Below are 23711 nucleotides of genomic sequence, written 5' to 3'. Positions count from 1 at the left end.
TCTGATGGGAGTTAGCTTATAACAAGTCTCTATCAAGGATTCATAACCGTTTTTTAATCAGATTTAAGAAAGTCACTATGTCTAAGATAACTAGCTCTACCCTGCTCAAGTTTAAGCAGGAAGGTAAAAAGTTCACTTCACTCACGGCCTATGATGCAAGTTTTGCCGGCGCCTTCGACAGTGAAGGAGTTGATGTATTACTCGTAGGTGATTCTATGGGGATGGTGCTTCAAGGACATGATGATACTCTGCCGGTCTCGGTCGAAGATATCGCCTATCACACTCGCTGCGTTCGTCGCGGAGTAAAGCGTGCTCTACTTATAGCCGACATGCCCTTTATGAGCTATGCCACTCCAGAGCAGGCAATGACCAATGCCGCCATCCTGATGCAAGCGGGTGCCAAAATGGTCAAGGTTGAAGGCGGCCACTGGTTGTTAGAAACTGTGACTAAACTAACCGAACGTGGCATTCCTGTGTGTGCTCACCTGGGTCTTACGCCTCAGTCGGTACATGTATTCGGTGGTTTTAAGATCCAGGGCCGTGATGCGGACAATGCTCAGCGCATCTTAGATGAAGCCAAAGCGCTAGAAGCCGCCGGCGCTCAGCTATTGGTGGTCGAGTGTATTCCGGCGCCATTAGCAAAGACCATCAGCGAAGCCCTGACGATCCCTGTGATAGGCATAGGTGCCGGCGCGGATACAGATGGACAGATCTTGGTCATGCATGACGTACTCGGGATCTCCAGTGGCTATATTCCTCGCTTCTCTAAGAATTACCTGAAGCAGACCGGCGAAATCCATACGGCCATTCGCGCCTATATCGATGAAGTCGAGACTGGAATATTCCCGGGCAGTGAGCATACATTTAGCTAGACAATAATCTTGTCCCTTTAGCTAATAAATGAAAAATGTTGCCGGCATGACACAGGTTCTAGCCGGCGATACTGATAACTAAGAATAAGAAAATAGCTAAGGATTGCCATAAGGCAGGCCTTATCTTAGAGCAGTAACAGGCCTAATCAAGATGATCACCACCCAAGAAATAACACAAATACGTGAGCAAGTTCATGCCTGGCATGCCAAGGGCGAAACCGTCGCCTTCGTCCCCACTATGGGCAACTTGCACTTAGGCCATATCACACTTGTCAAGGAAGCGGTAAAACGAGCCGATCATGTGGTTGCCTCTATCTTCGTCAACCCTATGCAGTTCGGCCAGAATGAAGATCTCGATGCTTACCCCAGAACCTTGGCCGCCGATCAACAGGCGCTGACAGATGCCGGAGCTGAACTGCTGTTTACTCCGACCTCAAAAATCATCTATCCCAAGGGCATGCAACAGCAGACCTATGTCGAAGTGCCCAAGATTGGTGATGAACTCTGTGGTGCAAGCCGTCCGGGCCACTTTCGCGGCGTCGCGACCATAGTCTGCAAGCTATTTAATATCGTCCAACCCGATATTGCCCTATTTGGCAAGAAAGACTTTCAGCAACTTCTAGTGATCAAGACCATGGTCGAAGATCTCTCTATGCCTATCGAAATAATAGGTGTAGAGACCATACGAGAAGCCTCGGGTCTGGCCATGAGTTCTCGAAATGGTTACCTGAATCCGTCGCAGCAAATGCGAGCCGCGACACTAAAACAGGTAATGGATACCATGTCTGCACAGATTCAGTCTGGTCAGGCTATTGTAGGGGTTATCGCCAAGGCCCAAGCTAAGCTGATAGAAGCAGGTTTCAAGCCTGACTATCTGGAGGTTCGCAGCTCCAAGGATCTATCGCCGGCTAAGGATGAACAACAAGCCTTAGTGATTGTCGCTGCAGCTTATATGGGCACAACCCGCTTGATTGACAATCTTTGCTTCGCGCGTTAATCCAGCTAGGCCACAAAAATGTGTAGCTAAAGGCTCAGGCAGTCAGAACGACTCAAGCCATTGCAAGATAAGTGATCACTAACTAATGAAAGAGTTTGCTCAGCTTACCTCACCCATACATAGCAAGATCCACTGGCCTGCAATTTTGATCCATGCAGGCCATGATGAATTGATTTATCTTGATAATGAACAAGACTGGGAGATAGAAGCCCAAGGGCACATAGATGAAATGAGCCAGTTGTTCGACTCAGCTGGGATAAGCTACCGTCTACCATTAGCAGACATAGACAATGGCAAGCCGAACCAGCATCTGATCTGGCTAACCGCCACCGAGCCACTTGAACTCAAGCAAGTGTTAAGCAGTGTCAGACGACATGCCAGTGCTTTAGGCCACTGCTGTACGGCTAAGCTAGGCGCAAATACGGTCAAACAGGTATTCGATATGATGAAGTATTTAGAAGCAAACTAGCCATAGCAGGCGATGAGTCCCTAGGGACTCATCGCCTATCACTCGCCGACCTAGCTACGTAAGCCTATTCCACGGCTGATAAGGTAATAGGCAATAGCCCATAAGCCGACACAGAAGCTGACCATAACAGCGATAGACAATGGCACGCTCATGTCCGCATAACCTAAGAAACCGTAACGAAATACGTTAATCAAGTACACCACAGGGTTCAGCTTTGATACCCCTTGCCAAAAATCCGGTAACAGCGACAGTGAATAGAATACGCCACCGAGATAGGTCAAGGGCGTCAACACGAAAGTAGGCACTATGCTGATATCGTCGTAGCTGTTAGCGAAGATAGCGTTAATAAGCCCGCCCAGAGAGAAGAGTATCGAGGTCAGCAACACAGTCAGCGCCACTAAACCCACATGATGCAGGCTAATATCGACGAAGAACATGGCCACTATGGTCACGATTGTGCCCACGCATAGCCCGCGAACAACCCCGCCGCCGACATAACCGGCAATCATCACATAGTGCGGCACGGGGGCCACAATCAGCTCCTCCAGATTTCGCTGAAATTTGGCGCTGAAAAATGACGAAGCCACGTTGGAATATGAGGCGGTGATCACCGACATCATGATCAGTCCCGGAGCGATAAACTCCATATAACTGACGCCGCCCATCTCCCCTATGCGCTTACCCACTAGATTGCCGAAGATGAGGAAGTACAAGGTCATGCTGATCGCCGGCGGCACTAAGGTTTGAACCCAGATACGAGTAAAACGATTGATCTCTTTGGTCAAAATACTCTTAAATGCCGTGGCATACAGGGCTTTCATGTTCATGATGAGGCTCCTTTATTGGCTGAAGCTTCTTTATTAGCTGAAGCTTCTTTATTAGCTGAAGCTTCTTTATTAGCTGAGGCTCCATTACTAGCCTGCTGCTCACTGCTGTGTGGCTCAATGGATCCCTTCTCCACCAGCTCCACAAACAGCTCCTCCAATCGGTTAGACTTGTTACGCATAGACAAGACTTCTACGCCCAGCTCACTGAGTTGAGCAAACACGCCATTAAGGTTCTGCTCCTTGGCCACGTCCACTTCCAAAGTATGGCCATCACTGAGACGACACTTGATCCCATCGAGACTCGGCTCGACGCTCAAATCTTTAGCCAGATCCAACACGAAGGTCTCCATATTTAATCGGCTCAGCAAGGATTTCATGCTGGTGCATTCGACCAAGATCCCCTTGTCTATGATGCCGATATTACGGCACAACATTTCGGCCTCTTCGAGGTAATGAGTGGTCAAGATAATGGTCACACCTTGCTCATTAAGCTCGGTGAGGAAGGTCCACATGGAGCGCCTCAGCTCAATATCCACCCCAGCAGTCGGCTCATCTAAGATCAATAGTTGCGGTTCATGCATCAAGGCTCGCGCTATCATGAGTCGGCGCTTCATACCACCGGACAAGGCTCTAGCCGGACTATCCCGCTTATCCCAAAGATCCAGCTGAGTCAGGTACTTCTCGGCGCGCACCAAGGCGACATCTTTCTTCACCCCATAATAGCCGGCCTGATTGACCACTATTTGCAGCACTTTTTCAAACTGGTTAAAGTTGAACTCCTGAGGTACCAGGCCAATACGCAACTTGGCCAGTTCCAGTTCCTGATCGATATCGTGTTCAAACACAGACACAGTACCCGAAGACTTCTGTACCAGTGAGCTAATCACCCCTATGGTGGTGGACTTACCTGCGCCATTGGGGCCAAGCAGGGCGAAGAAATCTCCCTTCTCCACCGTTAAACTGATCCCTTTTACTGCCTCGACACCACCTTTATAGGTTTTCTTTAGATCTTTGATCTCGAGTGCGTAAATCGGGGAATTCTTTGTATTCGCCATGTATATCCTAATTCCAGTATGTCACTGGTAGAAAAAATCTGAATGTGTCCCATTGAATAGCTTATTGTCATCAGCAGATGCTGCTAGTCATTATAGCCGCATCGATACTCAGAGACTGAATGAACTTATATTGGGACATTTACACAAAAAAAAACCCGCAAAGTGCGGGTTTTTTGCATAAAATTCTCTTCACTCAATACTAGTAGCGATTAGCAGCACTTATTCTGCGGGGATCACTTTAGCTATGAAAGGCAAGTTACGGTACTGCTCCGCATAATCGATACCATAGCCAACAATGAACTCATTAGGAATAGTAAGACCGATAAAGTCTATAGGTACATCTACCTCGCGCCCCTCGGGCTTATCGAGCAAAGTACAGAGCGCCAGGCTCTTTGGCTCACGCAGTAATAGCAATTCGCGGATTTTATTGAGTGTGTGACCCGAATCGATAAGATCTTCTACGATCAAAACGTCACGCCCCTTGATGTCAGACTGCACATCCTTGAGGATCTTCACTTCACGTGTGCTGGTCATGGCATTGCCATAGCTGGAAACCGACATAAAATCGATCTCTACATGGCCCTTGATGAGACGACATAGATCAGCCATAAAGACCACAGAACCTTTCAGCAAGCCCACCATCAACAGGCGCTCGCTGTCAGCATAATGAGCATTAATCTTCTCGGCTAACTGATTCAGTATTAGATCAATCTCCTTGGCGGAAATCATCTCTTCAATCGTGTGTTTCATAACTCTCTCAACTTTGCTTTCAACTGACTCTATAAAGTGTCTTATTTATCACTATCTTCGGCGTTATGATGACTATAACCCCAACGATTTGTTAAATCATGCTCGACGCCCAGATGATCAAGAATTCGGGCGACCATGAAGTTTACCAGATCTTGTACCGATTTGGGATCATGATAAAATCCGGGAGCCGCCGGCATTATGGTCGCCCCCAACTTAGACAGGGACAACATATGCTCTAAATGTATGGAACTAAAGGGAGTTTCCCTAGGTACCAAGATAAGCTGACCACGTTCTTTAATGACCACATCGGCGGCACGTTCGAGCAAACTATTGCTCATTCCCGTGGCTACTGCGGCTAGGGTGCCTGTACTACAAGGGCAGATCACCATCTGTTTAGGCGCGGCCGAGCCCGATGCAGGCGGCGAGAACCACTCATCCTTGCCCAGCACATGTAGCGAACCTTTAAGCGCAGACCCGGCCCTCTCGGCAAACAATTTAACTAGCTGTTGCTCGGCTTTGTTGCCATTGGCACTCAACTGAACACCTTCCTCGGTGGCCAGCACCACGCGTGCGGCGCTGGAGATCATCAAGAAAACCTGATAGTCGGCGACTAACAAGCATTCGAGTAACTTGAGCCCATAAGGTGCCCCAGAGGCACCCGTCCAGGCCAAACTGATCGACTTTTGTTTTTTTTGGTAACTCATACTTCTCTCTTTAAGTTCCTAGAAACTAGATCCTAGGCTCTAGGACTTAGTGCTAACCGTTCAACTTATCTAGTAGTTTCTTATGCAATCCACCGAAACCGCCATTGCTCATGATGATGATGGTGTCGCCACGCTTCGCCTTGCTCGCGACACTAGCTACTAACTCATCTATGTCATATAGCACAGATACGGGTAGCTTGGCTTTCGCCATCGCAGCTTCGATATCCCAATCTATGCTGTCGGCCTGATAGAGGTAAGCCTGATCGGCGAGGGACATGGAGCCTGCCAAGGTATCCTTGTGAATGCCGCTCTTCATGGTATTTGAACGCGGTTCCAGGATAATGGTTATCTTGGCCTCTCCCACCTTAGCGCGGCAGCCCTGCAACGTGGTAGCGATAGCGGTAGGGTGGTGAGCAAAGTCATCGTATACCTCAATACCATTTACCTCGCCAATCAGCTCCATGCGACGCTTAGGGGGCTGGAATTGAGTCAAGGATTGGATAGCCGATTCAGGCTTAACGCCCACATGACGAGCCGCAGCGATAGCCATGGTGGCATTCTCCACATTGTGCTGACCGATCAGGCTCCAATCTAAGATCCCCTGAGATTCACCATCGAGGAACAACTCGAACTTGTGACCATCAGCGGCAATCAGCTTGCTAGACCAGATTCCTTTGGTGCCTGTCGTGGACGACTCTTTACTGCTCACTCTGGCGCTGTCACTGTCACTGTCACTGTGCCTAGCATAAACCTCTTGCTCACTCCAACAGCCCATGTCGATCACTTGCTGCACCGCCTCGCTGTCTTGGGGCCAGATGATCTTCCCCTCTCCAGGCACGGTACGGATCACATGATGAAACTGGCGCTGAATAGCCTTAAGATCATCGAAAATATCGGCGTGATCGAACTCGAGATTATTGATCACTAAGGTGCGCGGCTGATAATGGATAAACTTAGAGCGTTTATCGAAGAAAGCACTGTCATACTCGTCGGCTTCCACCACGAAAAACGGTGAGCCGCCCAGACGCGCAGACACGCCAAAATTTTGCGGTACGCCGCCAATCAGGAAACCCGGCTCATAGCCACAATCTTCTAAAATCCATGCCAGCATACTCGAAGTCGAGGTCTTGCCATGAGTCCCAGAAATTGCCAGTACCCAACGATCTTTAAGAATATGTGCAGCCAGAAATTGTGGCCCTGAGGTATAAGGAATACCGCGATTAAGCACGGCCTCTACGCAGGGGTTCCCTCGGCTCATGGCGTTGCCGATCACCACCAAGTCCGGCGCATCATCTTCGTTTTTTCCAAGCTGACTGGCATCGAACCCTTGAATGAGTTCGATGCCTTGCTCCTCGAGCTGAGTACTCATGGGCGGATAAACATTGGCGTCGCTACCGGTCACCCTGTGACCTTCTGCTCTGGCAAGGAGTGCTAGGCCACCCATAAAGGTGCCGCAGATGCCTAAGATGTGTACATGCATGGAGTTGGCTCTGATGAAAAATAATCTGAGGGGTATTCTAGCGGGATGGGAGGCTATTGTCAGTTAACTATGGTTTAAGGAGGATCAAAGGGGCAAAAAAGTATAGCCAGATAAACGTATCGAATCCAAGAAACACCTTGCTAGGAAGCTCGACATAGAAGATATTGATCTTCTTAACCACTAATCAGCCCTAACTTTACATATGCAGTCGACTATTGATATCTCCTGGGTCCAACTCGCCCTGTTTATGCTGATCTTGGTCATTCCCTTCTTCATCAATCTATATCTAAAGTTAGCCCTCGCCAAGGAGATAATCTCAGCCGTTTTACGCATGACTGTACAGCTGATCCTTGTGGGACTTTATCTGCAGTTCCTGTTTGAACTTAACAGTTTATCGCTCAACTTAATTTGGCTTAGCTTAATGTTACTTGTCGGTGCCAGCGCCATAATCGGTAGTGCTAAGCTGCCTAAACGACGTCTGTATCTTCCCATCCTCACCGGACTCCTAGTAGGAATTACGCCTTTAATCGCTATTTTGCTACTTGCACTATTACAACCTGCGCCCTTATATAGCGCTCAATATATGATCCCTATGGCAGGCATGTTATTGGGAAATTGCTTGAGTGGTAATATTGTCGCGCTACAGAGATTGTTTTCCGCCTTCGAGGAACGAAAAGATCAATATGAAGGAGCGCTGGCATTGGGGGTTACCCCTTATCAGGCCGCCTTTCCCTTCATGCAGTCGGCATTGAAGCAGTCATTCGCCCCCATTCTCGCCTCTATGAGCACCACAGGCTTAGTCACACTGCCGGGCATGATGACGGGGCAAATTTTAGGTGGCAGTGACCCTATGCTGGCAATTAAGTATCAGCTAGTCATACTCGTTGCCATATTCGTCATGCTGACAGTCTCGGTCACGTTGTCATTGCTCTTATCCATCAGAGCTTGCATCGAACCCAGTGGATTAATCAGAGTCAGGCTATTCGAGAAATAAGGCTCAGCCAGATCATCTAGTTGGCTAAAATAACGTCAAACTTGTAGATGATGCCAAATGACAGGGCACTGGGATCATCTCCCATGCCGGAAACAACCTTGTCACCATGGCCCTTGCCATCGGCACTGAAGGCGTCATTGCTAACGTAAGAGTAAGCAAGATAAAGGGTCGTGTTGATACTCAAGGCTTGATCCTAACCTATAGCTTGGTTGGCATGCATGAATAAGTATTCATGATTATCTCCTTGGCCCACGGCCTAGTGGCTAGTGGCTAGTGGCTAGTGGCTAGATTTATCATCATCCATGTAAGCTTCAGCTTCTAGATCACATAACGATAAATAAACCTAGTAAACGATGTAATATAAATCAATAAAATCAGCGACATTTAGATAACACCTATAAATATACTTATTTATCATTAAAATCAATAAGCGCCCTAGTGATCTATCATGGCAAGGTGGAAGTAAACGATTTGCTCTCACTGAACCACGTAAGCATCACACCAAAGGTGCTGGCAATATTGAGTTTTTTAGCAGGAATATTTAAAAATGATTAGTGTAGCGATCAGACGAAAAGGGCAATAACGCTACCAATGGACACCGCGGCTTTTAAGTATTTGTTCATGGTGCTGGGACAAGCATCCTCTTTGTCGTCTGATGCATCGGGAATGAGTGAATCTAACGCATCCTCAAACCAGGATGAGTCCTCTTTTTCCTGGGCTTGATTAGGGCTCGAAGCGATCACATCGGTATTCATGGCTTGGCTTGCTTGAGTCGATTGTGCACTCAAGTGCCTAGCTTCGGGTGAGAGAAGTACCGGTGAAGCTTCAGTTACCAGAGTCACGCCTGTAGCGTCGCCTTGACTGCTTGGTCGCGAGTTCATTGAATATTTATTTAGCCCGCTAACTGGGGCTGTAACACTGGTTATGGTCATAATTACCGCCAAGACAATCATAGTACAAACACAACAATACTATTTAACATGTTGAACAGCAAAACATTTAATGGATACAACTTGTATCGCTGTGATGGTGATCGCTATCTTAAGAAACTTGAGTCCAATGATAAGCACCAAGATAGATTTGATTGGAGAGTCTATCAGTTAACTTAACAGTATCTACCGCACTCGCTCCCAGTCTTCATATAATGATATTCATCACCATCGAACAGAATACTTGCCAAGAGAGATTATCTGTTTCTCCAGCAGCGCTGGCCTGCACGATGAAAAGACAGCATAAGACCCCAAGCCAGGCAAAAGGGAATCTGACCCTAGGTTTTCTTCTCTTATTCTGAGTATTTTTGCTTTGAGGAAAACCGTGAGAGTCGAGCTTGGCACAGGTACTGATGAGACTTAATACCGCTAGGTCACGCGCGAGCTTGTAGTCACTATTCGTACTCGAAGTTGCCGATTTCATAATGCACCTCAAAAATCATATGCAGTAATAAATATTAAGCAATAGACGAGCCAGCTCATTACATGATCTACACTTTTCAGCGGTTTATTTCTCACTTGATATTAATGTCCTCGACTAACATTTTAGAGTCATTAAACCCGAGAGCCATTATGATCTGTTCTATCTTATCTCTTGGTAATGGTAATGATTGTGGATCGGCTAGCACTTTCGGCCGAGGAGTAGGACCTCGGAAGCACATCAGAAAACAGCGAACGAGGATCTATGTTGCCCACCTGATACTCAAGATCCCAGTCATGTCCCTGGTTAACGTCACCTGTGGTATCGGTAGAAGCGGCCACATCCAATCGAGTCAGTTCAGCCACCCTGTTGACGAAACGTTTACCCGATAATCCCGACGCTAAATTACAACCATATAACTTAAGATCTGCCCCCTTTTTCAGACTAGATCCTATCTCACTCATCATAGCTTGATGCTGATTAATATAATCCTTGTCTATCCATTTTCCCGACAAGAAGAGCGCGCCGTTAGATGCATGGGAGATGATAGACAGCTGAGATACATTAGAGGTGTCGTTAATCGCGTTTCTTATCTGCTGCAAGGGTTCCCGTTCAGGCCTGAGGAAGACAATTTTAGTTTTATTATTCTGACCTAGATGCTGCTTAAATTTGGCCTTTAATGCTTGATAGAGCATGTAAGGGTCATGCACCGCGGGATCTATGATAATCAGCTCATTTTCTGGGATATGTGCCGATAAATACTCGGGCTTATGCTCCGCCGCTTTCGCCTGCTGCACCGCCAGCAGACAGGTGATGAGCACCAGAAAACCACTCAGGTGGGTGAGCTTGTCACCCTCTCGGAAAAAGAGTTTCGAAATGAGTTTAGAGAGCTGATGCCTGTCAGTGAATAGCTTCAAGAGCCATCTGCTAACCCATCGAGTTAGCAGGAGGAACCATGGATATATAAGATCAAGTTTCATCGTTCACCCCAAGCTGAAGAGGATACCATTCAACTTGGATGCATAGAGCAGGCCAGTTATTTACTAGTTATTTTTCAAAATATTAGTACAAGTTAACATTTAAATCCCCTGTAATCTTGGCAAACTGCATAGCAAAATGCGAAGTTAACAATGCTAAAATGTCGGTCGGTTCAAATGAATGAGTATTATTGCAAGACCCTGTGATAGATATCCATCACCCTGTGTGCATGTTCCTCAGCTTTTGTGTTGGGTATCTGGGCTCTAAGATGCTGCAAGGCCAGCCTATGGCTTTCATCACGCAAGAAGAAGTAGGCTTGAATGAGTGACTGCACGTCGATGAGAGGCAAGAGCTCTAGTTCGCCTAAGGTTTCAAAAATCCTTAGATTATCAGACCAGGTCGACAGCTCGTCGTGTTCATGAGCATAGGCTAGCACCAGGTATTGGGCGATAAATTCGATATCGGCAATTCCCCCTTCACTCTGCTTAAGATCGAACATCCCAGTATCCACTTTTAACAGGTGTTCACGCATCTTGAGTCGCATCTCCCGCACCTCTTTGGCTAAGGTATGCTTATCTCTCTCCTGTTCGATAACCTGAGAACGTATCAGGCTGAAACGACTCGATAGCGCATTGGCACCGAACATAAACCTGGCTCTTACCAAGGCTTGATGTTCCCAGGTCCAGGCTTCCTCTTGCTGATACTGACCAAAATGCTCTATTTCACTGACTAGTAAGCCCGATGATCCTGATGGTCGCAGACGCATGTCCACTTCGTAGAGTTCACCAGAAGTGGTGCGGGTAGAGAACAGGTGTAAGATCCGCTGAGCGAGCTTGAGATAGAAATGTCCAATGTCTATGGGTCTATCGCCATCGGTCTCACTATGCTGGGGATATTGCTCACGAGAATAGTTATGTAGAAACACCAGATCGAGATCCGAACCATAGCCAAGCTCAAGCCCACCAGCTTTGCCATAACCTATGACGGCAAAGCCCATATCACCGCATTCGAGGTGACTCGGCGCCCCGTGACGACTCGTCACTTGTAGCCAGGCCTGAGTGACGACTTGATCGATAACCGCCTCGGCGAGTAAGGTCAGATGATCGCTCACCTCGCTCACAGGTAAAACTCCGGTGACATCGGCGGCAGCTATTTTTAACTGCTGTGATAGTTTAAATTGTCTCAGGACCTCCATCTGCTGCTCCATATCCTCCTCAGGCACGCGCAGTAAATATTGCCTCAGCTCGCTGCCATAATCATCGAGAGACGTGGTGTCATAGAGCTGAGTCGGATCGATAAGCTCATCGAGTAACATGGGAAACTTAGACAATTGCTCGGCGATCCAGGGACTCGCCTGACACAGGCTCACCAGCTGCTGACGGGCCCCGGGGTTCTCATAGAGGAGTTCGAGATAGGTGGTGCGAGTCAAGATCTGATCCAGCACCTTAGACACCGCCGCAAACGCCTTGGATGGTGAGTCTAGGTGGGTAAATTCACGCAATAGCCAAGGCATAAGCTTGTCTAAGGTATCTCGTCCACGGGGGCCTATGCTGCGTTTAACTATGGTTTCACGCCACTGTTTCAGCAAGGGCCAGAGCTCGGGATCCTCGATAGCTTGTTCGCCTATCAAGCTTTGGGCATGCTCATCTTCCTGGACATTCCAAAGATCTTGGGTCCAAAGGTCTGTGATATCATCTTGCTCATTCCCGCCAACGGTATCCTTAAAGTGACGATGGATCTTACCCATGGCCGACTCGATATGTGTCCTGAGTTCTGCCTGTGAAGCCATTCCCATGGCGTGACACAAGCGCGACCAGTCCAGATCATTATCCGGCAAGGTTTGAGTCTGTTTATCTCCTATTGCCTGTAGCAGGTTCTCGACGCGCCTCAGCACGAGATAACTCTGCTTGAGTTCATCCACCACCAGATACTCGAGCTGTCCCAGGCTATATAGGGTGTCTATCGCCGCAAATAGACTCTGCTGACGCAGTGAAGGCTCACGGCCTCCACGGATCAGTTGAAAACTTTGAATAACAAACTCAACCTCTCGGATGCCACCCGCGCCTAGCTTGATATTATCGGTGAGCTGTCTGCGTCTCACCTCCTGAGTGATAAGCTGCTTCATCTTCCGCAGAGATTCTATGGCTGAGAAATCGATATAACGACGATAGACGAAAGGCCTTAGCATGGCATGGAGTTCATCGGAAAATGCCGTCCAGGGGCCGAGCGCCCTAGCCTTGACCATGGCATATCGCTCCCAATCCCGCCCCTGTTCCTGATAATAATCTTCAAGACCGCTGAAACTCACCACTAGCGGACCGCTCTCGCCATAGGGGCGCAGCCGCATATCGACGCGATAGACGAAACCATCGACGGTAACCTGGTGTAATAAGTTGACCAGACGTTGGCCCATGCGAATGAAGAACTGCTGATTAGCTAAGCTTCTACGTCCTCCCTGAGTCTCACCATGCTCGGGAAAGGTAAAAATAAGATCGATATCGGAAGAAAAATTAAGTTCACGCCCCCCCAGCTTGCCCATGCCTAACACGAGTAAAGGCTGAGGATTGCCTTCACTGTCACAGGGGGTGCCGAGTTGCTTGCACATATCAGTGTACAGCCAGTCTCGACCGCCAATAACCAAGGCTTCAGACAGGGCCGACAGATCTAACAATGAGTCTTCGAGGCTGACATAACCGCAGAAATCCCGCCAGGCGAGACGTATCATCTGCCGATTTCGATACTGTCTCAGCTGAGCCTTGGCATCATCTTCACTGGCGCAGGCCTCTAGCAGCTGATGCACCTCTCTATCGAAGCTTTGACGTTCTAGATTATCGCGCAGTCCATTAAAAAGCGGAGAGATCCAATCCGGATGACGACATAATTGCTCTGCAATAAAATCACTGAGCCCCATGATGCGATAGAGCTCCTCGCGCTGCTGCTGGTTAAGTTCGCCGAGGAGCTGAGGCCAGACTTCATTCAGTCTTTGCCAGTAACGATCTGCGACTTTAACCATAATGGCAGATAAGGGCTTGTTACTGATACTTTCCATTGCAATAATGATCCTTAACAATTTTGGCTGTCGACATATTATGTCTTTGGTGATATAGATATGTCTTAAATGATCGGCTTATGTTCCGAATGGTATATATTAGTCATCATCTTGCACTAAGATGGACGGCTAACTGATATCTTAGATAAAACGACTATATATAATCTCAGTCGAAAGGTTACTATACCCTAAGCAAGCACTCCCTTGGTTAGTGAAATCTTGCGCTGAGGATAAAAATTCAGTCACCATCAAATAATAATGGAGAAAACATGGCAGCGATGCTTATGCGTATTCTCACCCTTACATTGCTATTGACCTTAGCCGGTTGTGGCGATGACAGGCCAGACAAAATTGCTCAATTTCAGCAACTAGCCGGCCAGAGAATCGATACCTTGGGCCAGATGCTCAATGACGGCCAGATCCGTAATGCAATGTTACTCAAACAGTACACGGGTATTATGGCACGGCAGAATCCGGACATGGCGCCGTTATTTGGTGAACTCGCCAAAGATGCGACCACTCAGGGCCCCATGTACACCTCTCTGGTGAGTCGATATCGAGACCTCAGTAATCCCAGTAACTATGTGGATCTCGATCAGCAGTTAGCCGAAGCGGAAAATGTCTATCATGCCGCCGATACAAGCCTGTATAACGATATGCTCTCCGATCCACTCAATGTGGTCGCCGACATGTCTAATGGCGCGCTAGCCAGGGTGAACTCCATTAGCCGCGAGGCCGCGGCACTCGCCAACGGCGCCGAAGACTTCGGTGCCGGCAGTCAACTTGTGGGTAACCCAGGTTATGGCAACTGGCAGACAGGTTCTAACGGCATGTCCTTCTGGGCCTGGTACGGCATGTATTCCATGTTCTCCAATGTGATGCGTGGACCTATCGGCTACGATCGTTGGTCTGGCCGAAGAAACTACAGCTATTACAACGATGTCGGTCGTTACCGCTATACGTCACCTAAACAGGCCAGCGCGCAAAATAAGACCTTCGAGCGCACCAAGAAGCAATTCAACTCACAAGGGAGGAAGTTCGATAGTCCCTATGCCAAATCACGCTCGGGCTCAACCAGCCTATCGAGACAAAGCACAAGTGCACCTAAGGCGAGCACCGCAGGTACTCGCAGTACAAGTAGCAGCAAGTTCCGTTCTAATTACTCTAAGAGTAGTAACTTGCGCAATTCTAACAGTCGCACGACTCGCGGTGTACGCCGAGGCAAATAGGTAAGGAATTCACATGACATTATTTCAAAACTTCGGCATAACCAGCGATCTGGCCATCATCCTAGTTATCGATCTGACCATCGCCATTATTCTGCTCACCTTGATGCGTTATCTGCAGGGTTGGACGGCCAAGGTCGATAGCCGGGTCGAACTGGCAGAGAGAGATAACTTCGCCTTCGGCATCAGCACAGCCGGCGCCATCGCGGGCCTAGGTATTGTACTTACCGGAGCCATCTCCGGAGAGGCCGCCGACTCTTATCTTGCCGAGGCCATCGGCATGAGTGCTTACGGCTTATTCGGTCTGATACTGATCAAGCTAGGTCGATATCTTCACGATAAGATTGCCCTCAATGAGTTCAACAAGGGTGAACAGATCCTCAAGGGCAATATCTCGGTAGCCATCGTCGATGCCTGCGCCGCGATAGCCACGGCGATCATCATCCGCTCGGTACTCATCTGGGCGGAAGATCTGACTCTGGATACCTTCATCGCCATCTTCAGTGCATTCGCCATTTCTCAGCTGATGCTGGTGTTGCTGACCCGTTTTCGTGAGTACAGATATGCCAAGCGTAATCAAGATGCTTCCATGCAAGATGCCCTAGTCCAAGGCCATACTGCAGTGGCTATCCGTCATAGCGGCTATATGTTAGCCATGGCACTGAGCTTCAACGCCGCGAGTCACTTCATCGTCTATGACCCCAAGGCCTACCTCGCGAACCTCATCGGCTGGCTTGTCTTCTCGGTGATCATGTTGGTGGCACTGACGATTTTAATAAAATTAGTCAAGAAACTGGTACTGTCCAAGATCAACCTAGCCCAGGAAGTTGAGCAGCAGCACAACATAGGTATCGCTACCGTAGAGCTGGCCATCAGTGTCGCCGTGGCGCTCATCCTCACCAGCTTGATGTATTAAATTCGCTAGCGAAACAAGCAAATACGGTTAATCATCTGATTAGCCGTTTTATTTTCCTCAATGCAAGAGATACAAGTGACTGAAAAAGCGCTTAATACCCACTCGACAACCCAACCAAGAAGACTCAGCAGGTTCGACGATACCTTACTGCTAGGCATCATGGCCGTACTCGCCGGCTGTGGTTTGATCTATGAGTATCTCCTCTCCCATTACGCCGGTCGTATCCTGGGGGCGTTAGAGGCCGCAATCTACACCATGATTGGCCTGATGATCGTCTCCATGGGCGTCGGAGCCTTCGCCGCCAGAAAGATACGTTGCGCCTTCACAGGCTTTGTCGTGCTCGAACTCAGTGTCGCCCTCTGTGGGTCACTGGCCATATTGATCACCGCCGCCGTTATCGGTTTCGGTCAACAACTGCCCCAGATCATCGCCAGCACCCTAGGACTACCGCCGGATCAACTCCCCGAAGGCGGCTTCATCGGCCTGTTACAGCAATTGAGTGAGTATCTGCCCTATTTCTGGGGCGTCGTGCTCGGCTTGATGATCGGCATGGAGATCCCCCTCATCGCCCGCGTGCGTCAGTCCCTATGTGATGAACACCTGATGCACAATGCCGGCACCATCTATGGCGCAGACTATATAGGTGCAGGTATTGGCGCCGCCATTTGGGTGACCTTTATGCTGGCCATAGATATTCAGCTTGCGGCAGCATTCACAGCCAGCTTTAATCTACTGGCAGGTTTTATCTTCATCTGGCGGTTCTGGGATCGCATCAGATGGGTGAAAGTCTTGTTGGTGGGCCACTTTTTCGCATCGGGAATATTACTCTTACTGGCCTGGCATGGACCCGGCTGGGAGCAGAACTTCAATAACTTGCTCTATAAAGATAATGTTATCTATGCCAAGTCGACTCGTTTTCAGCAGCTCACCTTCACCGAGCGACTGAGAGGCAGTGGCATGGATCCTGTTTATTCCTTGTATATCAATGGCAGATTACAGTTTTCCAGTCAGGATGAGCATATCTATCATGCCTTCCTGGTCCACCCCACCATGGAAGCGGCGGCGCGCCACGACAAGGTGTTGGTCATCGGCGGCGGCGATGGATTAGGGCTAAAACAAGTATTGAAGTGGCAGCCTAAACACGTCACCTTGATGGATCTCGATAAGGATCTGCTGGCCCTGTTCAGCTCCCACGACGCCGATATGCCCCTGCGTTTGAGTCAAACCTTGCTCAAGCTCAATGGCGACGCCTTGAATGATCCTAGGGTGGAGGTCTTGGTGGATGATGCCTTCAATGGCGTAGATAAGCTGCTGAGGCAAGGCCTGAAATATGATGTCATCATAGTGGATCTGCCAGATCCCAGCCATCCGGATCTCAACAAGCTATACTCAGATCTTTTTTATAAGAAACTCAAGGAACTCTTGAATGCCGATGGTGCTCTAACGGTACAGTCGACTTCCCCCTATCATGCAAAGAAGGCCTTTATCTCAGTAGGAAAGACCTTAGCCATCGCAGGCTTCGATGTTAGCCAGTACCATCATAACGTACCGAGTTTCGGTGAATGGGGTTGGAGCATAGCCACGGCATCGGGCAAGAACGCTAAGGCAAGGCTGAGTGACATAGAGCAGCTGTCGATAACCGATGATTGGCTGACGCCAGGGCTTATCAAGGGCGCTTTCGAGTTCCCGAGGAATTTCTATCGTGATATAGACCAGATCCAAGCCAACAAGATTGGATCTATGCAATTATACCAGTACCACCAGCAGGCCTGGTCAGAAAACCAGGGCGTTATGACTTTTCTCAAGAATAGCACTTGACATATTATGTCGTGATGCTATCTTTAACCGCAGACATAATATGTCAAAGAGGACAAATATGAATATCCACAATATTGCTAACCACCTCAATGATCTTTGTGACAAGAGTCACACAGGGCTTCAATTCGATTGTTATCCTATCGATGGTGAAGTTGAAGTGTTACAGGTAAATATCCTAGGTCGTGAAGAGATACCCGTATTTGTATCGGTAACAGAAAATCAGATCCTCTGTATCAGTTACCTTTGGGGTGAAGATGAAGTCATACAAGAGAGTCGCATGGCGATGTTTGAGACCATGTTGGAGTTAAACATTCCTATGCCATTGTCATCTTTCGCAAAAGTAGATGATAAGTACGTGGTCTATGGTGCCCTATCTGTACTCTCGGATATGCAGGAAATCGAACAGGAGCTTTCTGTCCTGTCTGATAACTGTCTGGAAGTCATCGATGAGATGAGCAATTTTCTCAAGTAATTTATACGCAATTTAATTAACTAATTTTTAAAGGAGCCACATCATGGGCATACTAAACAAGATTTTAACCGCTTTCCGTGGCGGCGCCAACGAAGTTGGTCAGAACATAGTCGACGCAAACTCAACCCGTATCTTCGAGCAGGAGATCCGTGATGCAGAGAAGCACCTGACTAAGGCTAAGCGTGAACTGACCGAAGTCATGGCCAAGGAGATGCAAGCCAGCCGTGAAATAGACCGCCTCAAGCGTTCAATCACAGAGCATGAAGGTTTTGTGACTCAAGCATTAACACAAGAGAATGAAGCCCTCGCCTTAGAAGTTGCCGAGAAGATCGCTCAGCTCGATCAGGAACTTGTCGAGCAGCAGTCAGCAAACGACAGCTTCAGTTCTCACGCCGCGCGTCTTAAAGATCTGGTACGTAAGACTGAACGTCAGTTGACCGACTATCAGCGTCAACTCACTATGGTAAAGACCACTGAGAGCGTACAGAAGGCCACTGCGTCGATCACTAACTCTTTCGCCGGCAGCAACTCTAAGCTGTTAAATGCCAAAGATTCACTGGAACGCATCAAGGCCCGTCAACAGCAGTTCGATGACCGCCTAAAGGCATCCGAAGCGCTAGAAGAAGAGAACAGCGATAAGTCTCTGCATGCGAAACTTGCCGAAGCCGGCATCGGTGAGCAGAAGTCAAACGCGAATGCCGTATTGGATCGCCTCAAGGCACGTAAGTAATCGCGATTAGATGTCATATGACACTAGACACTAGACACTAGACACTAACCTGTCATACATCGACTAAGAATACAGCGCTTTTCTTTTCATAAAGAAAGGCGCTCTTTTGTCTTAAGCCGCAAATAATTTGTAGCTGGCAAACCATCGAAGCACTTGTCGAGTGATCCCCTGTAGGGGAAAATCGGCTTAACATCTACATTAACAACTCAGGAGTGATGATGAGTTTTTTTAAAGGTCTTTTTGGTAAGAAAGAGGCGCCCCAGCGTCAGCTAGATCATCCCTCTAAACTCCTAGTGGGAGATATGATCTCTCTGGATGATAGCTTCGCCCTGCCGCCTCAACTTAGGGGTCAGCAGTTACGAGTGGAATCCATCAGCACCTATGAATACCAACGTAAACAAGAGACTGAATGGGCACTCAAGGGGCATGGAAATGAAACTATCTTCTTGTCGCTCGATGAAGACGATGAAACTTATCTGGCCTTTTCCATTAAGATCAACCGTTCTATCGTTGAAAATATTTTCGATCTGGATCAGTTTGGCAGCATATTCGAAGAAGATAAACTGGCACAATTAACTACCTTGACCCTACCCACAGAGCTGGTTGCTGAATTTTCTCAGTGGTTAGGCAAGGAATACCACCAGGTCAACTTCGCTAAATTTGGTTACTTCCATCGTGAAGATTACCGAGGCAAGAAGCCACCACAGGATGCAGATGGTGCCACAGGCGATGAATTTGAGTCCTATCACCTGCTGGACGAAGATGAGACATGTGCCGTCAATGTAGAAGTCTATGCCGATGGCGATACCGATGTCATGCTAACCTTGTACCGCCCCCTTAGCGATATTCGAGATTATTGGCCCGGGAAATAAGGCCACGATAAGCTAAGACGACGGCCTGTGGCCTATCGCTTCGCGGACGACTAGGTCTGTTCGATAAACATCGTCTTAGCGCTACCAACACAGCATCGTCTTGATTGTACCGCACAGCGACATCTCAGGTCTAGGCACTAGCACCAGGAACTGAGTGTTAAGCACCATTTTATTATTAAGATTAATTTTAAGGTAATACCGAATGACTAAGAAAAAGAGCTCGCTTCCGGAGCAATGGCTACAAAACCAGAAAGCCGCGAAAGCGACTCAGGTGGCATTTGACTTAGATGAAAAATTTCAGTATTCCATCCGCAAGGCCGCGCTAGACTCGGGCTTTAGCCCCTCGGATCAGATCCGTACCATCTTAGGACTCTCGGTCACTAAGCGACCTAAACGTCCACGCCTTACCGTGTCTCTCAACCTTGAAGATTATGAGCAGCTAGCCCAGAAATATGACCTTCCGCCTGAGTCCCAGCTGGAAATAAAGAAGCGAGTACTGGACGATCTCATCCACTTTAGTGATAAAAACTAGTACACTCAGTCAGATATCAATGGAGTATCTCATCGCTAACCTAGCGATAGGATGAAAACGGATGCATGCGAAATGGTAAAATTAAGTCGATGGTTCCCCGCAACTGAGACTCACCCAACCCCATTCCAGTTAGCCATGATGGCCCTGTCTTTCTTGGCTGTCATCGTGGTGCTGCTACTCACTTTCGCCAGCCTTGAGGAGGAGACCTACCGTTTACTCCTGATGATAGATTTTAGTATCTGCATGATATTTTTGAGTTATTTTTTCTTTAACCTATTTAGAGCCGAAAACAAGCTCCTATACCTGCAACACAATTGGATCGATCTGGTCGCCAGTATCCCCGCCATTGAGCCCCTGAGGCTAGCGCGTTTATTTCAGATCTTACGCGTGATCCGCCTGATCCGTATGACCCACTCTATGATCATCCCCATGGTGAAACAGCGCAGGCAAGCGACCTTAGCTAGTCTGCTGGTCGCCATGGTGACCATATTAACCTTCTCATCTGTGTTGATGCTGATCGTCGAGACAGGTTTACCGGATGCGAACATTCAAACGGCAGAACACGCCATCTGGTGGGCATTAGTCACCATATCCACCGTGGGCTATGGTGATTTCTATCCAGTATCGACTGCCGGTCATGTGATAGGCGCGATAGTTATCATCTGTGGAGTGAGCTTCTTCGGCGTGATCTCAGGTTATATGGCATCGATCTTTATCGCCCCCGATGAAGCAGAGAAACTTGAAAGCCAGAGCGAAGAGATAAAATGTGAACTCAAGATGGCCATCGACCGCATGGAAAAGAACCAGAATGTGTTGTTGGCAGAGATAAATAATTTACGTGAAGAGATAAGAGAAGGGAAAGAAGAGCCTAGGCCGTAGGAGGGGCTTTAGCCCCGATGCAATCAAGCCAAATTCAATCCCCGTAGGAGGGGCTTTAGCCCCGAGATGCAATCCATCGAGGTTCAATCAATAATTCTCTCCCGGCTAAAGCCGGTCCTACTGTAAGAGGGGCTTTAGCCCCGAGGTTCAATCTATCGAGGTTCAATCTATCGAGGTTCAATCTATCGATTCTCTCCCGGCTAAAGCCGGTCCTACTTCCAATACGGCTGATTGCTCAGTGCCGAGCGTCTCGAGTGCTCCAGGGCAAACACCAGACTCTCCTGTTTATTCTGTAGCCAGTCCGAGATATCGATATCCAGGGATTCACTGATCTGAGCCAACTGTCGATAGGCGGCCAAGGTTCTGATCCCTAAAACCAAATCTTGCCACGGCGCCCTGAATACATCCCTGGTTTGCCTTGGATAAAGCGCGCCATATGCCACGCCGACAAACATACTGTCGTCCAATGCACGAGCAAAAATCTGGTAGTCTCGACTGCTCAAGTCGGTTTTTGCAGGCATCAAGGTCAATATTTTCTGCCAGGAGGCTTGCTGCATCTGATCGGCAAAACGCTTAAGATCTGTGTTAGTACCTATGCCTAGCTCTCCGGCCTGTATGGCGAACAAGAGATCGACCAGACTAAGTTGCAGACTGCCATAACGAGTATCGGCTAACATCTTCTGCATCTGACTCGAGATAGATAACTGCTGCAGTGATCTTAAGGCCTGATCGGCTAGTTTACCCTGCTGGGGCTGCTTAGCGATAAGCTGACCATTGTGACGCAATATTTCGGCCAGACTCAGTCCAGTCTCGACGAAAGCCAAGTGAGCCTCAATTGCGTCGAACTGAGCCACTAGGCTATCGCTCAGCAGATTAAACTGCGCTAAGGTTCCGCTTAGCAGTCGCACGCAGGCACGTAAGCGATAGCAAAGCATTGGCAATTGCTTCAGGCCATGATCCCCAATTTCTAATATCATGGCTTCTAGCTGCTGCCAGCGATCCAGGCATGTGCTTAACAGTGATACCAGTGTCTGCTTAAGATCTTGATCAGGTTCTAAGGCGATAAACTCCAGCGCCTCCAGACTTAATGGGCTCGATTGCGCCGCCAAGCGATAGCCTCGAAAAGCCTTACTCGCCTTGCCTAAACGCACGGGAATACTTGCGGCCACCTTAATTCCCAGGTCAATTAAGGCCCCAGTTTTGCCCGCCATCAGCTCGAATTCTAACTCACAAATCGGCTCAAATTTGGTTTCACCCTCTCTGGTGACACTCACTTTACCTATATCTAAGGCAACTTCGACCAGGCTCTCATCCACATAAATATGCCAGGTTCGCCGGTCAAAATCAGTATTGAACAAACAGGTCAATTGAGATTGCACCGCTGAAATATTCGCCGCGTTTGGCCATATGTTTTTAGGAAATAAATTTAATTCTGGCTCGGCTCGATCTATATCAATGTTGTATTCTGGTCGCGAATGGATCCCGCCAATCACTGTCCCTGCGGTTTTTATGGTCTGTTCACGCTTGCCATCGCAGCCACGAACCCTGAGCCCCATGTCCCAACGTCGCAGCTGTAGATCTGGGGTATCGAAATAACCATTCGACAGATATCGGCAGGCTTTCTGCTCACTATCTGGCAGACTATCGAGCAGATCAATCAAGGCTTGTTGTTGTTCTAACTGGAAAAATAACTTTAGTTCTATCTCGGCATTCATTCGCCAATTGCTCGCTCTGTGGTCAGGTTTAGATCGGTATTTTTTTGGCGCTGGAGAAGCCGTCATCAAAAATTCATTAATAATTCATTAAAATATTGACTGCATGTCAAAATGTAATATAACTGTCACAAACAAACCGTAGGATTAGGCTTTGAAGTTTGGATATAAGTCGTTAGAATAAAAACTAATACTTTTAATGTAAATCACAGTTTCAATACGCGGTCGCTTGGGTTAGTATGCGCCCGCTTTTTCCAACAGTGGAATAACCTAAATAGGTACACGGCAATGCCAGTAAACTCTATTTTGGGCGTGTTTGCAAAATCGCCAATTAAGCCTCTACAAGAGCATATAGACAAAGTGCACCAATGTGCATCGATACTTATCCCATTTTTCGACGCCACAGCTGCGGGAAATTGGGATGAGGCAATAGTACTACGTAAGCAGATCAGTGCTACGGAGCGTGAAGCTGACTCACTAAAACGTGAGATCCGCCTAACACTTCCTGGTGGTCTGTTTATGCCCGTCGAGCGAACCGATCTTCTGGAACTTCTTACCCAGCAAGATAAGATCGCCAACAAAGCAAAAGATATCTCAGGTCGTATCATAGGCCGTCAGTTAGTTATCCCTCAAGAGATTCAAGTCCCCTTCAAAGCTTATTTGTCCCGCTGCCTCGATGCAGTCATTCTGGCCAAACAAGCAATCAACGAACTCGACGACCTGTTAGAAACCGGTTTCCGTGGTCGTGAAGTTGACCTAGTCGCAAAGATGATCGCCAAACTCGATAAAATCGAGGAGGATACCGATGATCTTCAAATCAAGATCCGTCGTCAGTTGTTCGCTATCGAAAATGATATGAACCCTATCGATGTGATGTTCCTCTATAAGATAATTGAATGGGTCGGCGACCTGGCAGATCTTGCCGAACGTGTCGGTTCCCGCTTAGAGCTTATGCTAGCTCGCGTCTAA

Annotated in this window: 23 protein-coding genes; 13 read left to right on the top strand and 10 right to left on the bottom strand. The window is 48.1% G+C overall.

Annotation, left to right across the window (positions count from 1 at the left end):
* The first annotated feature begins 77 nt into the window (after positions 1-77).
* From panB to HRU42_RS11070, 3 genes are all read left to right on the top strand, one after another.
* Positions 78-872, top strand: a complete 795-nt coding sequence (panB, locus tag HRU42_RS11080) for a 3-methyl-2-oxobutanoate hydroxymethyltransferase (protein WP_295031113.1) — start codon at positions 78-80, stop codon at positions 870-872.
* Positions 873-1023: 151 nt separating this feature from the next.
* Positions 1024-1869, top strand: coding sequence for a pantoate--beta-alanine ligase (gene panC / locus HRU42_RS11075; RefSeq protein WP_295031111.1), 846 nt, complete (start codon positions 1024-1026; stop codon positions 1867-1869).
* 85 nt (positions 1870-1954) lie between these two features.
* The gene (locus HRU42_RS11070) at positions 1955-2338 is read left to right on the top strand and encodes a DUF4144 family protein (RefSeq protein ID WP_295031110.1); all 384 of its coding nucleotides are present in this window, start codon (positions 1955-1957) and stop codon (positions 2336-2338) included.
* 50 nt (positions 2339-2388) lie between these two features.
* Here the strand turns inward: HRU42_RS11070 and HRU42_RS11065 are convergent, their stop codons facing one another.
* The 5 genes from HRU42_RS11065 to mpl all read right to left on the bottom strand — a co-directional run bounded on the left by HRU42_RS11065 (position 2389) and on the right by mpl (position 7154).
* Complete coding sequence (locus tag HRU42_RS11065) at positions 2389-3159, bottom strand: ABC transporter permease (protein WP_295031132.1); 771 nt, start codon at positions 3157-3159, stop codon at positions 2389-2391.
* 2 nt (positions 3160-3161) lie between these two features.
* Positions 3162-4220, bottom strand: coding sequence for an ABC transporter ATP-binding protein (locus tag HRU42_RS11060; protein WP_295031109.1), 1059 nt, complete (start codon positions 4218-4220; stop codon positions 3162-3164).
* Positions 4221-4439: 219 nt separating this feature from the next.
* Positions 4440-4970 carry a hypoxanthine phosphoribosyltransferase gene (hpt, locus tag HRU42_RS11055; RefSeq protein WP_295031107.1) on the bottom strand — a complete coding sequence of 177 codons (531 nt, stop codon included), beginning with the start codon at positions 4968-4970 and terminating at the stop codon, positions 4440-4442.
* 41 nt (positions 4971-5011) lie between these two features.
* Positions 5012-5674: a flavin prenyltransferase UbiX gene (locus HRU42_RS11050; RefSeq protein WP_295031106.1), complete on the bottom strand. Its 663-nt coding sequence runs from the start codon at positions 5672-5674 to the stop codon at positions 5012-5014.
* A 52-nt stretch (positions 5675-5726) separates the two neighbouring features.
* Entirely contained in the window at positions 5727-7154 is a 1428-nt protein-coding gene (mpl, locus tag HRU42_RS11045) for a UDP-N-acetylmuramate:L-alanyl-gamma-D-glutamyl-meso-diaminopimelate ligase (protein WP_295031105.1), read from the bottom strand.
* Positions 7155-7356: 202 nt separating this feature from the next.
* On the opposite strand from mpl, the gene HRU42_RS11040 reads away from it, so the two are divergent.
* The gene (locus tag HRU42_RS11040) at positions 7357-8148 is read left to right on the top strand and encodes an ABC transporter permease (protein ID WP_295031103.1); all 792 of its coding nucleotides are present in this window, start codon (positions 7357-7359) and stop codon (positions 8146-8148) included.
* 16 nt (positions 8149-8164) lie between these two features.
* Here the strand turns inward: HRU42_RS11040 and HRU42_RS11035 are convergent, their stop codons facing one another.
* From HRU42_RS11035 to glnE, 4 genes are all read right to left on the bottom strand, one after another.
* Complete coding sequence (locus tag HRU42_RS11035) at positions 8165-8332, bottom strand: hypothetical protein (protein WP_295031102.1); 168 nt, start codon at positions 8330-8332, stop codon at positions 8165-8167.
* A 379-nt stretch (positions 8333-8711) separates the two neighbouring features.
* Complete coding sequence (locus HRU42_RS11030; protein WP_295031100.1) at positions 8712-9080, bottom strand: hypothetical protein; 369 nt, start codon at positions 9078-9080, stop codon at positions 8712-8714.
* A 645-nt stretch (positions 9081-9725) separates the two neighbouring features.
* Entirely contained in the window at positions 9726-10475 is a 750-nt protein-coding gene (locus tag HRU42_RS11025; protein WP_295031098.1) for a DUF4347 domain-containing protein, read from the bottom strand.
* 248 nt (positions 10476-10723) lie between these two features.
* Positions 10724-13585: a bifunctional [glutamate--ammonia ligase]-adenylyl-L-tyrosine phosphorylase/[glutamate--ammonia-ligase] adenylyltransferase gene (gene glnE, locus HRU42_RS11020; RefSeq protein WP_295031096.1), complete on the bottom strand. Its 2862-nt coding sequence runs from the start codon at positions 13583-13585 to the stop codon at positions 10724-10726.
* Positions 13586-13854: 269 nt separating this feature from the next.
* Here glnE and HRU42_RS11015 point away from each other — a divergent pair, with 269 nt between their 5' ends.
* The 8 genes from HRU42_RS11015 (at position 13855) to HRU42_RS10980 (ending at position 21030) form a co-directional block, all read left to right on the top strand.
* The gene (locus HRU42_RS11015) at positions 13855-14814 is read left to right on the top strand and encodes a hypothetical protein (RefSeq protein ID WP_295031094.1); all 960 of its coding nucleotides are present in this window, start codon (positions 13855-13857) and stop codon (positions 14812-14814) included.
* 13 nt (positions 14815-14827) lie between these two features.
* Positions 14828-15727 carry a DUF350 domain-containing protein gene (locus tag HRU42_RS11010; protein ID WP_295031092.1) on the top strand — a complete coding sequence of 300 codons (900 nt, stop codon included), beginning with the start codon at positions 14828-14830 and terminating at the stop codon, positions 15725-15727.
* 60 nt (positions 15728-15787) lie between these two features.
* On the top strand, positions 15788-17545 hold the full coding sequence (locus tag HRU42_RS11005; RefSeq protein ID WP_295031090.1) for a polyamine aminopropyltransferase: 1758 nt from the start codon (positions 15788-15790) through the stop codon (positions 17543-17545).
* 58 nt (positions 17546-17603) lie between these two features.
* Positions 17604-18017 (top strand): DUF2170 family protein, encoded by a 414-nt coding sequence (locus tag HRU42_RS11000; protein WP_295031088.1) that lies wholly within the window; start codon positions 17604-17606, stop codon positions 18015-18017.
* A gap of 43 nt (positions 18018-18060) precedes the next feature.
* Positions 18061-18747, top strand: coding sequence for a PspA/IM30 family protein (locus HRU42_RS10995; protein WP_295031086.1), 687 nt, complete (start codon positions 18061-18063; stop codon positions 18745-18747).
* 218 nt (positions 18748-18965) lie between these two features.
* Complete coding sequence (locus tag HRU42_RS10990; RefSeq protein ID WP_295031084.1) at positions 18966-19619, top strand: hypothetical protein; 654 nt, start codon at positions 18966-18968, stop codon at positions 19617-19619.
* 202 nt (positions 19620-19821) lie between these two features.
* The gene (locus HRU42_RS10985) at positions 19822-20151 is read left to right on the top strand and encodes a hypothetical protein (RefSeq protein ID WP_295031082.1); all 330 of its coding nucleotides are present in this window, start codon (positions 19822-19824) and stop codon (positions 20149-20151) included.
* A 72-nt stretch (positions 20152-20223) separates the two neighbouring features.
* Positions 20224-21030: an ion transporter gene (locus HRU42_RS10980; protein ID WP_295031080.1), complete on the top strand. Its 807-nt coding sequence runs from the start codon at positions 20224-20226 to the stop codon at positions 21028-21030.
* Between the two features lie 212 nt (positions 21031-21242).
* On the opposite strand, the gene HRU42_RS10975 is transcribed toward HRU42_RS10980, so the two are convergent.
* The gene (locus tag HRU42_RS10975; protein ID WP_295031130.1) at positions 21243-22745 is read right to left on the bottom strand and encodes an inorganic triphosphatase; all 1503 of its coding nucleotides are present in this window, start codon (positions 22743-22745) and stop codon (positions 21243-21245) included.
* 285 nt (positions 22746-23030) lie between these two features.
* On the opposite strand from HRU42_RS10975, the gene HRU42_RS10970 reads away from it, so the two are divergent.
* Complete coding sequence (locus HRU42_RS10970) at positions 23031-23711, top strand: TIGR00153 family protein (RefSeq protein WP_295031078.1); 681 nt, start codon at positions 23031-23033, stop codon at positions 23709-23711.

The organism is Shewanella sp. (assembly GCF_013214165.1).
Lineage (GTDB): Bacteria > Pseudomonadota > Gammaproteobacteria > Enterobacterales > Shewanellaceae > Shewanella.
The sequence above is the reverse complement of the archived record's forward strand: the minus strand, read 5'-3'. Positions and strand labels throughout refer to the sequence as shown.

Bases quoted from the DNA above. Each gene is read 5' to 3' on its own strand.
- panB (WP_295031113.1), top strand. From the start codon at position 78: ATGTCTAAGATAACTAGCTCTACCCTGCTCAAGTTTAAGCAGGAAGGT.
- panC (WP_295031111.1), top strand. From the start codon at position 1,024: ATGATCACCACCCAAGAAATAACACAAATACGTGAGCAAGTTCATGCC.
- HRU42_RS11070 (WP_295031110.1), top strand. From the start codon at position 1,955: ATGAAAGAGTTTGCTCAGCTTACCTCACCCATACATAGCAAGATCCAC.
- HRU42_RS11065 (WP_295031132.1), bottom strand. From the start codon at position 3,159: ATGAAAGCCCTGTATGCCACGGCATTTAAGAGTATTTTGACCAAAGAG.
- HRU42_RS11060 (WP_295031109.1), bottom strand. From the start codon at position 4,220: ATGGCGAATACAAAGAATTCCCCGATTTACGCACTCGAGATCAAAGAT.
- hpt (WP_295031107.1), bottom strand. From the start codon at position 4,970: ATGAAACACACGATTGAAGAGATGATTTCCGCCAAGGAGATTGATCTA.
- HRU42_RS11050 (WP_295031106.1), bottom strand. From the start codon at position 5,674: ATGAGTTACCAAAAAAAACAAAAGTCGATCAGTTTGGCCTGGACGGGT.
- mpl (WP_295031105.1), bottom strand. From the start codon at position 7,154: ATGCATGTACACATCTTAGGCATCTGCGGCACCTTTATGGGTGGCCTA.
- HRU42_RS11040 (WP_295031103.1), top strand. From the start codon at position 7,357: ATGCAGTCGACTATTGATATCTCCTGGGTCCAACTCGCCCTGTTTATG.
- HRU42_RS11030 (WP_295031100.1), bottom strand. From the start codon at position 9,080: ATGACCATAACCAGTGTTACAGCCCCAGTTAGCGGGCTAAATAAATAT.
- glnE (WP_295031096.1), bottom strand. From the start codon at position 13,585: ATGGAAAGTATCAGTAACAAGCCCTTATCTGCCATTATGGTTAAAGTC.
- HRU42_RS11015 (WP_295031094.1), top strand. From the start codon at position 13,855: ATGGCAGCGATGCTTATGCGTATTCTCACCCTTACATTGCTATTGACC.
- HRU42_RS11010 (WP_295031092.1), top strand. From the start codon at position 14,828: ATGACATTATTTCAAAACTTCGGCATAACCAGCGATCTGGCCATCATC.
- HRU42_RS11005 (WP_295031090.1), top strand. From the start codon at position 15,788: ATGCAAGAGATACAAGTGACTGAAAAAGCGCTTAATACCCACTCGACA.
- HRU42_RS11000 (WP_295031088.1), top strand. From the start codon at position 17,604: ATGAATATCCACAATATTGCTAACCACCTCAATGATCTTTGTGACAAG.
- HRU42_RS10995 (WP_295031086.1), top strand. From the start codon at position 18,061: ATGGGCATACTAAACAAGATTTTAACCGCTTTCCGTGGCGGCGCCAAC.
- HRU42_RS10990 (WP_295031084.1), top strand. From the start codon at position 18,966: ATGAGTTTTTTTAAAGGTCTTTTTGGTAAGAAAGAGGCGCCCCAGCGT.
- HRU42_RS10985 (WP_295031082.1), top strand. From the start codon at position 19,822: ATGACTAAGAAAAAGAGCTCGCTTCCGGAGCAATGGCTACAAAACCAG.
- HRU42_RS10980 (WP_295031080.1), top strand. From the start codon at position 20,224: ATGGTAAAATTAAGTCGATGGTTCCCCGCAACTGAGACTCACCCAACC.
- HRU42_RS10975 (WP_295031130.1), bottom strand. From the start codon at position 22,745: ATGAATGCCGAGATAGAACTAAAGTTATTTTTCCAGTTAGAACAACAA.
- HRU42_RS10970 (WP_295031078.1), top strand. From the start codon at position 23,031: ATGCCAGTAAACTCTATTTTGGGCGTGTTTGCAAAATCGCCAATTAAG.